This is a genomic window from Streptomyces sp. NPDC127038 (assembly GCF_042725875.1).
In the GTDB taxonomy this organism is placed as follows: domain Bacteria; phylum Actinomycetota; class Actinomycetes; order Streptomycetales; family Streptomycetaceae; genus Streptomyces.
The window spans coordinates 24,401-39,117 of sequence record NZ_JBHXDQ010000044.1; the positions used below are offsets into that span (position 1 = coordinate 24,401).

General features: G+C 69.9%; 13 protein-coding genes and 2 tRNA genes. 11 read left to right on the forward strand and 4 right to left on the reverse strand.

The annotated features are described in order from the left end of the window. Positions 1-124 precede the first annotated feature (124 nt). The gene (locus ACFWI4_RS26650; RefSeq protein ID WP_385408240.1) at positions 125-709 is read left to right on the forward strand and encodes a biotin transporter BioY; all 585 of its coding nucleotides are present in this window, start codon (positions 125-127) and stop codon (positions 707-709) included. Positions 710-858: 149 nt separating this feature from the next. Here the strand turns inward: ACFWI4_RS26650 and ACFWI4_RS26655 are convergent, their stop codons facing one another. Beyond that, positions 859-2,346, reverse strand: a complete 1,488-nt coding sequence (locus ACFWI4_RS26655; RefSeq protein WP_387200894.1) for an amino acid permease — start codon at positions 2,344-2,346, stop codon at positions 859-861. Between the two features lie 259 nt (positions 2,347-2,605). Here ACFWI4_RS26655 and ACFWI4_RS26660 point away from each other — a divergent pair, with 259 nt between their 5' ends. Both ACFWI4_RS26660 and ACFWI4_RS26665 read left to right on the forward strand, forming a co-directional pair. Further along, positions 2,606-3,094: a ribose-5-phosphate isomerase gene (locus ACFWI4_RS26660; protein WP_385406428.1), complete on the forward strand. Its 489-nt coding sequence runs from the start codon at positions 2,606-2,608 to the stop codon at positions 3,092-3,094. Between the two features lie 119 nt (positions 3,095-3,213). Next, the gene (locus tag ACFWI4_RS26665; RefSeq protein WP_387200898.1) at positions 3,214-4,023 is read left to right on the forward strand and encodes an Fpg/Nei family DNA glycosylase; all 810 of its coding nucleotides are present in this window, start codon (positions 3,214-3,216) and stop codon (positions 4,021-4,023) included. Between the two features lie 97 nt (positions 4,024-4,120). Here the strand turns inward: ACFWI4_RS26665 and ACFWI4_RS26670 are convergent, their stop codons facing one another. Further along, positions 4,121-5,350, reverse strand: a complete 1,230-nt coding sequence (locus ACFWI4_RS26670; protein ID WP_387200901.1) for a GNAT family N-acetyltransferase — start codon at positions 5,348-5,350, stop codon at positions 4,121-4,123. Between the two features lie 171 nt (positions 5,351-5,521). On the opposite strand from ACFWI4_RS26670, the gene ACFWI4_RS26675 reads away from it, so the two are divergent. Further along, positions 5,522-6,694 (forward strand): PP2C family protein-serine/threonine phosphatase, encoded by a 1,173-nt coding sequence (locus ACFWI4_RS26675; protein WP_385406436.1) that lies wholly within the window; start codon positions 5,522-5,524, stop codon positions 6,692-6,694. A gap of 67 nt (positions 6,695-6,761) precedes the next feature. Next, positions 6,762-7,217, forward strand: a complete 456-nt coding sequence (locus ACFWI4_RS26680) for an HD domain-containing protein (RefSeq protein WP_385406439.1) — start codon at positions 6,762-6,764, stop codon at positions 7,215-7,217. Between the two features lie 146 nt (positions 7,218-7,363). On the opposite strand, the gene ACFWI4_RS26685 is transcribed toward ACFWI4_RS26680, so the two are convergent. Then, positions 7,364-8,545, reverse strand: coding sequence for an acyltransferase family protein (locus ACFWI4_RS26685; RefSeq protein WP_387200906.1), 1,182 nt, complete (start codon positions 8,543-8,545; stop codon positions 7,364-7,366). Positions 8,546-9,190: 645 nt separating this feature from the next. Here ACFWI4_RS26685 and ACFWI4_RS26690 point away from each other — a divergent pair. Then, positions 9,191-9,385, forward strand: coding sequence for a hypothetical protein (locus tag ACFWI4_RS26690; protein WP_037618829.1), 195 nt, complete (start codon positions 9,191-9,193; stop codon positions 9,383-9,385). Positions 9,386-9,689: 304 nt separating this feature from the next. After that, positions 9,690-10,772, forward strand: coding sequence for an FUSC family protein (locus ACFWI4_RS26695; RefSeq protein WP_387200909.1), 1,083 nt, complete (start codon positions 9,690-9,692; stop codon positions 10,770-10,772). 151 nt (positions 10,773-10,923) lie between these two features. On the opposite strand, the gene ACFWI4_RS26700 is transcribed toward ACFWI4_RS26695, so the two are convergent. Further along, positions 10,924-10,997: transfer RNA gene (locus ACFWI4_RS26700), tRNA-Gly, on the reverse strand. A gap of 152 nt (positions 10,998-11,149) precedes the next feature. Between ACFWI4_RS26700 and ACFWI4_RS26705 the strand changes: the two genes are divergently transcribed. The 4 genes from ACFWI4_RS26705 (at position 11,150) to ACFWI4_RS26720 (ending at position 14,621) form a co-directional block, all read left to right on the forward strand. Beyond that, positions 11,150-11,226: transfer RNA gene (locus ACFWI4_RS26705), tRNA-Pro, on the forward strand. Between the two features lie 200 nt (positions 11,227-11,426). Next, positions 11,427-12,800, forward strand: coding sequence for a trigger factor (gene tig, locus ACFWI4_RS26710; RefSeq protein ID WP_385406447.1), 1,374 nt, complete (start codon positions 11,427-11,429; stop codon positions 12,798-12,800). Positions 12,801-13,217: 417 nt separating this feature from the next. Further along, entirely contained in the window at positions 13,218-13,823 is a 606-nt protein-coding gene (locus ACFWI4_RS26715; protein WP_037618823.1) for an ATP-dependent Clp protease proteolytic subunit, read from the forward strand. A 117-nt stretch (positions 13,824-13,940) separates the two neighbouring features. Continuing rightward, entirely contained in the window at positions 13,941-14,621 is a 681-nt protein-coding gene (locus ACFWI4_RS26720; protein ID WP_339129346.1) for an ATP-dependent Clp protease proteolytic subunit, read from the forward strand. Positions 14,622-14,717: the final 96 nt, after the last annotated feature.

Sequence of the window (14,717 nt, forward strand, 5' to 3'; positions counted from 1 at the left end):
CGCGCTTTGTCGATCGCTGACGGTGATCACCCGGATGCCGCTGGGATAGCGTCGCCGTGTTCCGCCCTGTCCTCCCCCGAGCTCCCCCCGAGCCATGGGGGTGTCCCCGTTCGCCGGAGTCCTCATGAGCACCGCTGTCGCCACGCCCTCCCGCCCCGGCGAGGTCCTCGCCGACCTTCTTCCGGCCTCCCGCGTCCGTGACGCCGCCCTCGTGCTCGGCGGTGCCGCCCTCACCGGTCTCGCCGCCCAGATCTCGCTGCCCGTCCCGGGTTCCCCGGTGCCGGTGACCGGCCAGACCTTCGCCGCGCTGCTCGTCGGCACGGCGCTCGGCGCCCGCCGCGGCCTCCTGTCGCTCGCGGTGTACGCCGTCGTCGGCATGGCCGGTGTCCCGTGGTTCGCGGGCGGCGGCTCCGGCGCCTCGGCCCCGTCCTTCGGCTACATCCTCGGCATGCTGCTCGCCTCGACCGTCGTGGGCGCCCTGGCCCGCCGCGGCGCCGACCGCTCCGTGCTGCGCATGGCGGGCACGATGCTGCTCGGCGAGGCGATCATCTACGCGATCGGCGTGCCCTACCTGGCCCTGGCCACCGGCATGTCGGCGAGCGCGGCCCTCGCGGCCGGCCTCACCCCGTTCCTGATCGGCGACGCCCTCAAGGCCGCCCTGGCCATGGGCATCCTGCCCACCGCCTGGAAGCTCGTCGACAAGAAGTGACGCCGTAGCTCCGTACGCGAAGGCCCGCCGGGCAGGTCGACGACCTCACCCGGCGGGCCTTCGCGTGTCCCGGGCGCGCGCACGGGAAGCGAAGGAGGGGCCCGCGGCGATCGCCGCGGGCCCCTCCTCACTCAGGCGTCGGTGGCGGGTCAGGCGCCGACCTCGGCCTGGGTCTCCTCGCGGGAACCGCTCACCGGCGGCTCCGCGGAAGTGCGGGCACCCGCGCCGGCCTTCTGCCGGACGAAGGCGATGACCAGCACGATCGCCGCGACCAGCAGCGACAGCAGCACGGTCTCCCGGCCGTCGTGTTCGGTGTCGGTCAGCATGTAGCCGAGCACGAACACGATCATCGCGGCCGTGGCCCAGGTCAGATACGGGTAGAGCCACATCCGCACGACGAGCTTCTCCGGCGCCTCGCGCTCGATGATCTTCCGCATCCGCAGCTGCGAGAAGCAGATGGCGAGCCACACGAACAGGGCCACCGCGCCGGAGGAGTTGACCAGGAAGAGGAAGACCGAGTCCGGGAACTTGTAGTTGAAGAAGACGGCCAGGAAGCCGAACGCGACCGAGACGAGGATGGCGGTCATCGGCACACCGCGCCGCGTGGTGCGGGCGAACGCCTTCGGCGCGTCCCCGCGCCGGCCGAGCGAGAAGGCCATCCGGGAGGCGGTGTACAGGCCGGAGTTGAGGCAGGACAGCACCGACGTCAGCACGATGACGTTCATGATCTGACCGGCGTGCGCGATCCCGAGGGAGTCCAGGGCGGCGACGTACGAGCCCTTGTCCTTGATCGACGGATCGTTCCAGGGCAGCAGCGCGACGACGACGAGGATCGAGCCCAGGTAGAACACGGCGATGCGCCAGATGATGCTGTTCGTCGACTTGGTCACGGCCCGCTGCGGGTCCTCGGACTCACCGGCGGCGAGCGTCGCGATCTCGCTGCCCATGAAGGAGAAGACGACCAGCAGCACACCGGTGAGGATCGCTCCCGGTCCGTGCGGCAGGAAGCCGCCGTGATCGGTCAGATTGCCCAGACCGGCCTTGGGGGCGTCCACACCCGGCAGCACGCCGAAGATCGCGAGCGCGCCGACCAGGATGAACGCGCCGATCGCCACGACCTTGATCCCGGCGAACCAGAACTCGAACTCGCCGTAGGAACCGACCGATACGAGGTTGGTGGCCGTCAGGACCACCATCACGATGAGCGCCCAGCCCCACTGCGGTACGCCGGGCATCCACCCTTCGAGGATCTTGGCGCCGGCGGTGGCCTCCACGGCCAGCACCACCACCCAGAAGAACCAGTAGAGCCAGCCGATGGAGAACCCGGCCCAGCGCCCGAGCGCCCGGTCGGCGTGCGCGGAGAACGAACCCGAGGTCGGATTGGCGGCGGACATCTCACCGAGCATCCGCATCACCAGCACCACGAGGGTGCCGACGAGGGCGTACGAGAGGAGGATGCCGGGGCCCGCCGTGGCGATGCCGGTGCTGGAGCCGACGAAGAGCCCGGCGCCGATGACGCCGCCGATGGCGATCATCGACAGATGACGGTTCTTGAGCCCGGCCTGGAGGCCGCCACCGGGTTCTCCGGGGCCTCCGGGGGCCTGTGCGGCCTTCGTGGGGGTCGGCTGCGAGGTCATGAGGGGGATTCCTTTGCGCCGGATGAGCAGATTCCCGTACAGAGCGCCCAACCCGTACGAGCGGTGTACGGGGCGCCCACCGATCCGTTGTAGGGGTCGGCGTACAAGTTGGTCCAGTGAAACGGAGGCAAAGGAATTCGTGAACCTTTGAATCCAGATCGTTACTTGAGGTTTTCTTGAGGTTCTGTAGGATGGCTCACACTTTTTCGGCGTGGGACCCGGCTCGGCCGGGCCGGGGAGGCCGTGTCACACTCGGACCATGCGCGTGTATCTCGGATCCGACCATGCCGGTCTCGAACTGAAGAACCACCTCGTCGAGTGGCTCAAGGCCGCCGGCCACGAGCCCGTCGACTGCGGGCCCCACATCTATGACGCCCAGGACGACTACCCGCCGTTCTGCCTCCGCGCCGCGGAGCGCACCGTGGCCGACCCGGACTCCCTCGGCGTCGTGATCGGCGGCTCCGGCAACGGCGAGCAGATCGCCGCGAACAAGGTCGCCGGCGTACGCGCCGTGCTCGCCTGGAGCGAGCAGACCGCCGCGCTGGGCCGCGAGCACAACAACGCGAACGTCATCTCCGTCGGCGCCCGGATGCACACCGAGGAGGAGGCGACGAAGTTCGTCGAGACCTTCCTCAACACGCCGTTCACCGGCGAGGAGCGCCACGTCCGCCGCATCGAGATGCTCGCCGACTACGAGAAGACCCGGGAACTCCCGCCGATCCCGGCCCACCACCCGCAGCAGCCGTAAGCCCGGACCGGCGGACCGGCCGCGCGACCGACGACGCGGCCGACCGGCCGCCGGGTGCACGTCCGACGGCCCGCCGACGGCCGGCCGTCGGACGAGCGAGACAGACAGCAGGAGGAACGGTGCCCGAGGGGCACACCATTCACCGGCTCGCGGAGGACTACCTCGCCGCGTTCGGTGGCCGCGGCGTCCGGGTCACCAGCCCCCAGGGCAAGTTCGGCGACGCCGCGGCCCTCCTCGACGGATCGGTCCTGACCACCACGCAGGCCCACGGCAAGCACCTGTTCCTCGGCTTCGGACCGCAGCGGTGGGTCCACATCCACCTCGGCCTCTTCGGCAAGGTCGGATTCGGCGGCACACCCGCCCCGCCGCCCACGGACACCGTCCGCCTGCGCCTCGTGAACGACACGGCGTACGTCGACCTGCGCGGCCCCACCACCTGCGCGCTGATCACGGACGACGAGAAGAACGCGATACACGACCGCCTCGGCCCGGACCCGCTGCGCCCGGACGCCGATCCCTCGGCGGCCTACCGGCGGGTCTCCCGCAGCCGTACGACGATCGCCGCGCTGCTGATGGACCAGAAGGTCATCGCCGGTGTCGGCAACGTCTACCGCGCCGAGGTCCTCTTCCGGCACGGCATCGACCCCTACCGCGCGGGCAGGGACCTCGGCGCCACGCAGTGGGACGCGATCTGGGCCGACCTCGTGGACCTCATGCGCGAGGGCGTCCGCAACAACCGCATCGACACCGTCCGGCCGGAACACATGCCCGAGGCCATGGGACGCCCGCCGCGCGTGGACGACCACGGCGGCGAGGTCTACGTGTACCGCAGGGCCAGCCTGCCCTGCCACGTCTGTGGCGGCGAGATCAGCACCGCCGATCTCGCCGCCCGCAACCTCTTCTGGTGCCCGGGCTGCCAGCGGGCCTGAGCCGGGACCGGACATGAACCGGAACCGGGTCTGAACCGGGCCTGAGCCGGGACCGGTCCTGAACCGGGCTCTTCGTCGGGCGCCCGGCGACGGGGTCCTAGAACCCGTGCGGCAGCCAGGGGGCCACCACCGAGGCCAACGCCACCGAGGCCTCCGCCAGCGCCCCCCGCCGCAGTTCCCGCACCCGTCCGGCGGCCGCGAGCGAGGCCAGGGACACCCCGCCCAGGTAGGCCGCCCCCAACTCCCGCGCGGTCAGGGCGAGATCAGGGGCGTCCTCGGTCCGTACGCACACCGCGCCCTTGGCGTCGCCGGTCAGCCGCCAACGCCCCTCGTTCCAGGGGCAGAAGGCGTCCTCGACCTCGAACACCACGTCCACCGGCGCCTGGTAGGTCCGCGCCTCCAGCGCCGCCCCGACCTCCACCAGCCGCACATGCAGCGAGTCCTTCACCCGAAGCTGGCAGCGGCGGATGTCGGAGACCAGGTACTGCCAGCCGTCGTCCACGGGACGGCCCCGGGTCCGCAGCGTGGACGTCAGGTCGATGTCGAAGAGGAACCGCCACAGCGCCGCCCGCGCCGCCGGGTCCAGTCCCTCCAGATCCACCATCGTCACGACCCCGTTGTGCCCGGCCGGGCCCCACTCCGGCTTGACCCGGAAGCGGGTGTACCCGACGGTCTCGCCGTCCCGCTCGGCGACCACGCACTGCAAAGGCGAGGCTCCGTTCCGCTCGCTCTCCGGATCCAGGAGCATCAGCCGCTCCCAGCCGGGCCGGCGGGCCAGCATCCCGGGCCGCTGCGGCACCAGCCGCGCGTACACCGCCTCGCAGGCGTCCAGCACCTCCCCGGGCGCCGCGTAACGCAGCCGTACGCCCTCCGTCCCGGGCGGCACGGACAGCCGCACCCGGGCGGTGTCGATCTCCGCGCTGACCGACGAGGTCGCGATCCCGTACCCGAACCGCCCGTAGATCACCGGCTCCGAGGCGACCAGGACGGCGACCGCCTCGCCCCGGGCCCGGACGTCGTCCAGCTGGCGGCGCATCATCGCGGTGAGCACCCCGCGCCGCCGGTGCGTGGCCGCCACGCTCACCATCGTGACCCCGGCCGCCGGCACCGAGGCACCGCCGGGGACCGTGACCCGGAAGGAGAAGGCACCCGCCGTACCCACACACTCCGTCCCGTCCCACACGCCGAGCGAACGGTCGTACTCTGTGAGCGCGCTCCACAGCTCGCGCTCCTCGGACGACTCCGCCACACCTCCGAACGCCCGGATCAGGTTCTCGTACCATTCGTCCCAGTCGGCCTGCCGCAGCACCCGAACGTCAGTCGTCATAGCCCATGCCTACCAGGGCAATGCGGTGCGAGCGAGCAGATTTCGCCCGGCCGCGACGGCCCCCGACCGGAACGTGCCACCGCGGTTCTCTGTGAAGTTGAGCGCTCGGAGGGGGGACAAGTAGGACCTCCCGTGCCAAGCGCCTGGTCCGATGGATAGGGTCCCGAACTAATGGCAGCAGGACGAGAGCGGCGCGCGGCGGCCGATACGTTCACGGCCCGGTTGAGGATGCAATGGCACCGGGCCCGCACAGGGCTGCGCAGATCCGCCGTGGACTACTTCCGCGGCGACGGTTCCGACTGGATCGCGCTGGCCGGCCTGCTGATCATGATCCCGGTGATCGCCTCCACCACCCTGGTCAACTCGGTGTGGTGCTCACCCGCCGCCCTGGTCCTGCCGATCGTGGCCGGCGGCCTGCTGCTGCGGCCCGCCAGCCTGCTCGGGCTGTACGCGGCCGCCGCCACCGCGCTGATAGTGGAGTCCGTGAAGCTCGGCCCGTACACCGAGGGTCCCTCCCGGGTGACACCCGGCGTGGTCCTGGTCGTGGCGGCCTGCGGCTTCTTCGGACTGCTGATCGCACAGTTCCGCAGCCGGGTGGGCGTGCCCTGGCGGCGCGGCGGCACCATGCTCTTCGACCTGCGCGAACGCATCCGCGTGCAGAGCAAGCTCCCGAAGCTGCCGGTGGGCTGGCACCGCGAGATGGCGCTGCGCCCGGCGGGCGGACAGTCCTTCTCCGGCGACTTCGTCGTGGCCGCACGGACGAACGGCGGCCGGACCCTCGAAGTCGTCCTCACCGACGTCTCCGGCAAGGGGATGGACGCCGGATCCCGCGCCCTGCTGCTGTCCGGGGCCTTCGGCGGCCTCCTCGGCTCGCTCCCGCCGCACGCCTTCCTGCCCGCCGCGAACGGCTATCTGCTCCGCCAGGACTGGGACGAGGGCTTCGCGACCTCGATCCACCTGGTGCTCGACCTCGACTCGGGCGACTACGAACTCTTCTCCGCCGGGCACCCGCCGGGCCTCCAGCTCAGCGCGGGCAGCGGCCGCTGGGAGGAGAAGGCCGCGGAAGGGCCCCTGCTGGGGGTGTACGACGGCGCCCAGTTCGACCCGGTGAAGGGCTCGCTGCGGCCCGGGGACGTGCTCATGCTGTTCACGGACGGACTGGTCGAGACCGCCGACCGGGACATCGTCGAGGGCATCGACCGGCTCACCGGAGAGGCCGACCGCTATGTCGCCGGCGGTTTCCACGGCGCCGCCTGGCACCTCATCGAGGCGGTGGCGAGGGACGTCAACGACGACCGGGCCCTGCTGCTCATCTGCCGCGACGGACTGGCCCCGGTACGCTGACCGCGCCCCGCGCCCGCCCGATCCCGGCGACGGAGGCGGCGGCCCGTACCGAGGAGACACTGATCGCGTGACCCGACCTCTCCTGACCCTGACCGAAGTCGAAGCGCTCGCCCGCGCGGCGCACGCGGACCAGACCGACAAGGCCGGCCGGCCCTACTCCGAGCACCTCCAGGCCGTGGCGGACGGCGTCCGCGAGCGCGGCGGGGACGAGGACCAGCTGGCGGCGGCCTGGCTGCACGACGCCGTCGAGGACGACGCCCTCTCCGAGGAGTGGCTGGACGAGGCCGCGCTGAGCCCCCGTACCAAGGACATCGTGCGGGCGCTCACCAAGGCGGACGGCGAGTCCCCCGAGTCGTACGCCGGACGCGTCCGCACCACCCGGGGCGCGCTGCTGGTCAAGGCCTCCGACCTGGCGCACAACTCCGACCCGGACCGGCTCGCGGTCCTCGACGAACTCACCCGCATGCGCCTGACCAGGAAGTACGCGACCATGCGGGCCCTGCTGGGGCTGCCGCCCGGCTGAACGCCGGGAAGGCCGTGGGCGCCGACGCCGAGAAGGGCGGACCCGGAGACTCCGGGCCCGCCCTTCTCGTAGTTCGTAGTTCGTAGCTCGTAGTTCGTAGTGAGAGCGTCTCGTCCGCCGGGGGCGCCGGGTGCCGGGTGCCCCCGCTAGGCGGTGGCCCTGGCCCGCTCCCGGGCGGCCTCCGTCGCGTCCCGCCTGAACGCCCACTCCATCTTCGGCTCCATCGCGAACCGGAAGATCCGCTGGACCGGCCGGGTGCACAGGACGGTGACGAGGACGGCCGCGGCGATCGTCGCGAGGGCCTCCCCGAGCGGTTCGTGCAGCCAGCCCTGGTCGAACAAGCCCGCGTAGTCGCACCCCTTGAGGACCAGGCCGTGCAGCAGATAGCCGTACAGCGTGCCCGCGCCGAGCGCCGTGAACCAGAACGTGCGCCGGGGCACCCAGGCGAAGAAGCACGCGGTGAGCAGCAGCGAGCAGGAGTAGAGCGCGAGCGTCATGAGCACACCCGTCCACCAGGAGACCCCGAGCTCCTGCGCGCTGTCGCGGTGGAAGAACCAGGCGATGTTCATCCGGGGCGCCGCCCAGTAGCTCACGACCAGTGCCGCGGCCAGGACGGGGACCGACAGCAGGCGCACCTCACGACGGCGCACGAGCTGGAAGTGCTCGGGCTTCAGGGACAGGCCGAGGACGAAGAACGGCAGGTACTGGAGCACCCGCTGGAGGTCCAGGTCGTTACCGATCTCCGGTGAGACGGACGCGACCAGACCGAGACACACGGTCAGCGGAAGCGGCCAACGGACCAGCTTCCACAGGGGGGTCGTCAGCCGCCAGACGAACAGCGCGGCCAGGAACCAGGTGAGATACCAGGGGTCGAGCAGGCTGATCTCCATGCCGGAGCCGCCGACCCACCGGCTGAAGAGGGAGTAGGCCGTCTCGAACACGATGTACGGCACGACGACGCCGGTGACCAGACGCTTCAGGCGGTCGGGGCGCATGTCGAAACTGCGGGAGAAGTAGCCGGAGATGACGATGAAGGCCGGCATGTGGAAGGCGTACACGAACATGTACAGCGCTTCCAGGATTCGGCTCTGGCCCTTCAGCGGATCCCACATGTGACCCATACCCACGAGCACGATCGCCAGGTACTTGGCGTTGTCGAAGAAGGCGTCGCGCTGTTTGGCGGGCTTGGCGGCCGAGGGGGTGCCCGGCACATCGACGGCCGTCGCGGACGGGCGGGGTGATCGCGGGCCCGGTACCCCGTCCGTCGGCTGCTGGGCCGAGGGGAGGGGTGACCTGTGGTGGCCGTGGGGTCGGAGCGAGTTGGTCACAGGCCCTCCCGCCAAGAATTCCGGGGGACGAATCTGGACCTCGCTGCGCGAACGGGGGGAGTGGCGGCGTGGAACATCTGAGGCACCCTAGCGTCGTCTGTGCGTTCTCGTAAAACGCCCGATCTCATTCCTGCTTATCGCCTGCGCGTACCCAGGATTCGGAGATGTGTGCCTGCCGATCCGCAAGGGTTCCGTATATCGATTCGCCTACCGGCGAAGGGTGTTATGTCCTGATTCTCATGGACGAATCGAGGTATATCACCTGCGGGCGACTCTGGAGAAATGTCCCGTTCGGTGATGGTTCGGGCGGCCGGAAGCCGCGCATGTGGTGTGCCTGTGGCAACAATTCGAATTGCCTGCGAACGGGATGTGTGGACATGGCAACGGTTGCCGGGAATTCACTGTCCGGCGCGCCGTCGAATTGCGCCGCGACGGCGTGTGCGTGGTGGGCTGCGGTGTCGCCGGGGGAAAGCGGTGCGGCGCAGCTCGGGTGGGGTCACGGCCCGCTCCGGTGGCCTCCCTCGGCCAACGATGCGTCACCAGCCGCATACGAGTGGCCGGTTGGTGGCACGATGGTTCTGGCGGGGGTGTGCGGGGCTGCACCTCCGGGCCGGGAGAGCGACCGACCGTAGGGTGTGATCAGTTGTGGCCATTTCGCTGTCAGTGGTGCTGCTGTTGGCGATCATCCTCGTGGTGCTGATCCGAGGGGGATCCATCAAGGCGGGACCTGCCATCGTCGCGGTGCTCTTCGGCTTCTTCCTCGCGTCGACCGGTATGGCTCCGTCCATCAACCGGTTCCTCGACTCGATAGCGCAGACCATCAACTCGATCAGTTTCTGAACGGGACTTCTCCGAACGGGCCGCGACGGCCACGGCCGGTCCCCGGATGTGAACGCCCGGGCGCGCGCCGGGCGCACACCGCCGGTCACGCGCGCCGTCGTGCTCACCCGATCGGTGGGACTCGGGAGGCGGGGCCACGCGCTTCCGTGAGTTCCTGGGGAGTGGGGGCGGACAGGCCGCCGAACCCACCGCGATCACATGTGGGCTCATCTGACACTTGAGCGGCATGTGTGACGATCGGAAGAGAGCACCCGTGGCGAGCGCAAGGAGCCGAGCCGCACAGCCCGTCGGCAGGGGAAAGGCCGTGGGCCGGCTGTCGAAGGTGTTCGCGTTCGATGCCGCAGGGCTGAACTGGCCGCGAGCGGTGGCGGTCCTGGACGCCGGGCTGGTGCCGCTGTTCGTCTTCTGGGCGATCGGACATCAGGTCTACCTGATCGGCGCGTTGTTCGGGCTGCTGTTCGCGGCACTGAGCGACCCGGGAGGCGGCTACGGGCACCGGGCACTCTCCGTCGCCGCTTTCGCGCTGGTGGGTGCCGGGGTGACCGCGCTGGCGTTCTGGATCGGGGCGGAGGCCTGGGGCTGGATGGTGCTCGCGGCCTTCGTGGTCACCCTGGCGGCCGGGCTGGCCGTCGCCTTCGGGGTCCATCGGTTCATCGACGCCATGCTGCTCAACGTCTGGTTCGTCGTCGCCCTCGGATACGAGTTCGGCATCCACAAGGCGGTCCACGTCACCAGCCACATCTGGGCCCAGGTGCTCGCCTGGAGCGGAGGCGCGGCGCTGTGGATCGCGGTGACGTTCCTGTGGTGGCTGATCCGGGGACGTACGGATCGGAGCCAGCCCTTCTCGGAGCTCCCGGGTGACAACTCGCGGAGGAAGCTGACCCCGCCGCTGATCCTTTTCGCGGTGATCCGAGCCGTGGTCATCGCCGGCACCGTGGCGCTGGCGTTCGGACTGGATCTGTCGCACGACTCCTGGATCCCGATCGCGGCCATGGTCGCGATGAAGCCGAGTCTGGAACAGGCCGCGCTCGTCAGCGCGCAACGTCTCGTCGGAACGCTGATCGGCGCGGTCGTGGCCGGGCTGCTGCTGGTGCCCACGAGCGAGCACGGACTCAGACTTTTCGCGGTCGAGCGCGGCCTTGAAGTGGTGGCGCTCGTCCTGCTGATGCACGGGGCGGGTATCCGCTTCTGGAACTACACCTTCTACAGCGCGGCCATCGCCGCGGGCGCGCTCATCCTGGTGGACCTTCCGCAGCCCTCCGACTACGCCGCCGAGGGCTACCGGCTGCTGTGGACGCTGTGCGGCGTGGGATGCAGCCTGATCGTCCTCCTGCTGGCGGGCCTGCTCGCCGGACGAACCGGCACGGCTCGACCACGGCCGACCTGATCCGACCGGCCCCGCCCGCGGCTCCCCGCGGCTCCCCGCGGCTCCCCGCGGCTCCGACGGGCACGCCGCGGGCACGGAGGGCTGATCGGAGCCCCCGGACACGACAAAGGCCAGGCGGAGGAAATGCCCTCCGGCCTGGCCTTTTGTTATCTGGAGCGGGCGACGGGAATCGAACCCGCGTAGCTAGTTTGGAAGACTAGTGCTCTACCATTGAGCTACGCCCGCACAGCACGCGCCGCAGGTCAGCGACCTGGGCACAGAAGGCATCGTAGCGGGTCGAGGGCCCCCAATGCACACCCCGTTTCCCGTCCGCGTCGGCGCTCGCGAAATGCGGCAGCCGCACTGCCTGCGGGCATGTACCCTACGTGTCGCACCGACGGGGTGTGGCGCAGCTTGGTAGCGCGTCCGCTTTGGGAGCGGAAGGCCGTGGGTTCAAATCCCGCCACCCCGACCACCGGCAGGGCCGCGCGGGATCCGCCCGGACAAGATCGCCTTTTGGGGCGTGTACCGCCTGCGGTTACTATGCAAGCTGCGTGCCCGTATGTCTGCACTGTTACGTCTCTCAAGGGCCGCGGAATCCGCCCAGGGCTCTGCCTGGTCGGCAGCGGCACGCAGCAGAATCCCCCAAGAAGTCAGCCACAAGGAGACCGAACCGTGAAGAGCGCCGTGGAGACCCTGAACCCGACTCGGGTTCGGCTCACTGTCGAGGTGCCCTTCGAGGAGCTCAAGGACAGCCTCGACGCGGCGTACAAGAAGATCAACCAGCAGGTCACGGTGAAGGGCTTCCGGAAGGGCAAGATCCCGGCGCGCGTCATCGACCAGCGGTTCGGTCGCGGCGCCGTGCTCGAAGAGGCCGTCAACGACGCGCTCCCGAAGTTCTACACCGAAGCGGTCAACGAGGCTGAGCTGAACGTCCTCGGCCAGCCCGAGGTCGACATCACCGAGCTGAAGGACGGCGAGACGCTGAACTTCACCGCCGAGGTCGACGTCCGCCCGGCCATCGAGATCCCGGACTACTCCGGCATCGAGGTCGAGGTCGACGCCATCGAGGTCAGCGACGAGGACGTCGAGAAGGCCGTCTCCGACCTGCGCGAGCGCTTCGCGTCGACCTCCCCGGTCGAGCGCGCCGCCCAGGACGAGGACGTCGTCACCCTGGACCTCGAGGCCAAGGTCGACGGAGAGGTCCTGGAGGACGGTGTCGCCAGCGGCGTCTCGTACACCATCGGCTCCGGCGAGCTGCTCGACGGCATCGACGAGGCCGTGAAGGGCCTGGAGGCCGGTGGCGAGGCCACCTTCACCTCCGAGCTCAAGGGCGGCTCCGCCGCCGGCAAGGAGGCCGAGGTCACCGTCAAGGTCACCCAGGTCGCCGCCCGCGAACTGCCCGAGCTGGACGACGAGTTCGCGCAGCTCGCCTCCGAGTTCGACACCCTCGACGAGCTGAAGGCGGACAGCCGCAAGCGCCTCGAGAACATGAAGCAGTACGACCAGGCCACGCAGGCCCAGGAGCGCGTCCTGGAGAAGCTGCTGGAGCTCGTCGAGGTGCCCGTCCCCGAGAAGCTGCTCGAGGACGAGATCAACACCCGTAAGCACAACCTCGAGCACCACCAGCTCGGCCAGATGGGCCTCGACCTCGCGAAGTACCTGGAGATCCAGGGCAAGACCGAGGAAGAGTTCGACGCCGAGACCAAGGACGCCGCGGTCAAGGGCATCAAGACGCAGTTCGTCCTCGACGAGCTCGTCAACAAGGAGAAGCTGAACGTCAACCAGGAGGAGCTCACCGAGCACCTCATGCGGCGCGCGGCCTCCTCCGGCATGTCCCCCGACCAGTTCGCCCAGGCCGTCGTCGAGGGCGGCCAGGTCCCGATGCTCGTCGGCGAGGTCGCCCGCGGCAAGGCCCTCGCGGTCGTCGTCGAGGCCGCCACGGTCAAGGACACCAACGGCGAGATCGTCGACCTGGACGACGAGGAGGACGAGACGGCCGAGACCGTCGAGGCCACCGACGCCGCCGAGGAGACCACCGAGGCCTGATAGCCCCGGCAGCAACCCTGAACGGGCCCCTGGAGACTTCACGTCCCCGGGGGCCCGTCTGCTTTTGGGGGCGCGAGGAACTGCGCGAGCGACCAGTACGGCGCCGCGGCCGCGTCCCGGCCCCCGGGCCCACGGCGGGTGCGGCCTTTCGAGGGTGACCGCGACGGCCCCGAGCCGGTGGACAAGGGCGCCCGGAGCCCTGGTGGAGCCGGCGCAGCGCATGCGCTCACAGCGAACAGTTCCCTCTGCGGGATTCCCCGGAGGGACCCGCGCGTTAGGGTCCATGAATACGAGGGCAGGGGAGTCCCCGGACGCCGCCGGGAGGCGGCGCGGAACCCGGGGTCCCAGGTTCCTGCAGAAGACGTGAGACGGCCCGGCGCCGTCGTAAGACGAGCAGGTGGATACGTGACGAATCTGATGCCCACAGCTGCCGGCGACCCTATCGGTGGTGGCCTCGGCGACCAGGTCTACAACCGACTGCTCGGCGAGCGGATCATCTTCCTCGGCCAGGCGGTCGACGATGACATCGCCAACAAGATCACGGCGCAGCTGCTGCTCCTTGCCGCCGACCCGGACAAGGACATCTACCTCTACATCAACAGCCCCGGCGGATCGATCACGGCCGGCATGGCGATCTACGACACCATGCAGTTCATCAAGAACGACGTGGTGACGATCGCCATGGGCATGGCGGCCTCGATGGGCCAGTTCCTGCTCAGCGCCGGTACGCCCGGCAAGCGCTTCGCCCTGCCGAACGCCGAGATCCTGATCCACCAGCCCTCCGCGGGCCTCGCGGGCTCCGCCTCGGACATCAAGATCCACGCCGAGCGGCTGCTGCACACCAAGAAGCGGATGGCGGAGCTGACCGCTTTCCACACCGGCCAGACCGTCGAGCAGGTCACGCGCGACTCGGACCGCGACCGTTGGTTCGACCCGATCGAGGCCAAGGAGTACGGCCTCATCGACGACATCGTGCCCACCGCTGCCGGAATGCCGGGCGGTGGCGGCACCGGGGCGTCGTAAGCCCCTCCAGCGCCCGCGAGAGCGGCGCGGGGCCCCTTCCCGCCCGTCCGGTGGGGCGAGGCCCCCAGCGTGCCCTCAGCCGACCGCTCAGCCCTTTCAGGTTTTCCAGGAGACACAGTGAACGACTTCCCCGGCAGCGGCCTCTTCGCCCGCACGCAGGCCGAGTACACCGGTCCTCGCGCGGAGTCCCGCTACGTCATCCCGCGCTTCGTCGAGCGCACCTCGCAGGGCGTGCGTGAGTACGACCCGTACGCGAAGCTGTTCGAGGAGCGCGTGATCTTCCTCGGCGTGCAGATCGACGACGCCTCCGCCAACGACGTCATGGCGCAGCTGCTGTGCCTGGAGTCGATGGACCCCGACCGTGACATCTCGGTCTACATCAACAGCCCCGGCGGCTCGTTCACGGCCCTCACGGCCATCTACGACACGATGCAGTTCGTGAAGCCGGACATCCAGACGGTCTGCATGGGCCAGGCCGCCTCGGCCGCCGCGATCCTGCTGGCGGCCGGCACCCCGGGCAAGCGCATGGCGCTCCCGAACGCGCGCGTGCTGATCCACCAGCCCTACAGCGAGACCGGCCGCGGTCAGGTCTCGGACCTCGAGATCGCCGCGAACGAGATCCTGCGCATGCGCGGTCAGCTGGAGGACATGCTGGCCAAGCACTCGACCACGCCGATCGAGAAGATCCGCGAGGACATCGAGCGCGACAAGATCCTCACGGCCGAGGACGCGCTGGCGTACGGCCTGATCGACCAGATCATTTCGACGCGGAAGATGAACAACTCCGCGGTCGTGTGACGTATCGCTGTATCGTCTGCCGCTCCGTGGCGCGGTCCACGTCAAAGTGAACCGCGCCAAGGGGGGCCCGAACGAGGGGCTCGGCAAGGTACCGTC

Coding starts and splice junctions, on each gene's coding strand:
- ACFWI4_RS26650 (WP_385408240.1), top strand. CDS start 125: ATGAGCACCGCTGTCGCCACGCCCTCCCGCCCCGGCGAGGTCCTCGCC.
- ACFWI4_RS26655 (WP_387200894.1), bottom strand. CDS start 2,346: ATGACCTCGCAGCCGACCCCCACGAAGGCCGCACAGGCCCCCGGAGGC.
- ACFWI4_RS26660 (WP_385406428.1), top strand. CDS start 2,606: ATGCGCGTGTATCTCGGATCCGACCATGCCGGTCTCGAACTGAAGAAC.
- ACFWI4_RS26670 (WP_387200901.1), bottom strand. CDS start 5,350: ATGACGACTGACGTTCGGGTGCTGCGGCAGGCCGACTGGGACGAATGG.
- ACFWI4_RS26675 (WP_385406436.1), top strand. CDS start 5,522: ATGGCAGCAGGACGAGAGCGGCGCGCGGCGGCCGATACGTTCACGGCC.
- ACFWI4_RS26715 (WP_037618823.1), top strand. CDS start 13,218: ATGCCCACAGCTGCCGGCGACCCTATCGGTGGTGGCCTCGGCGACCAG.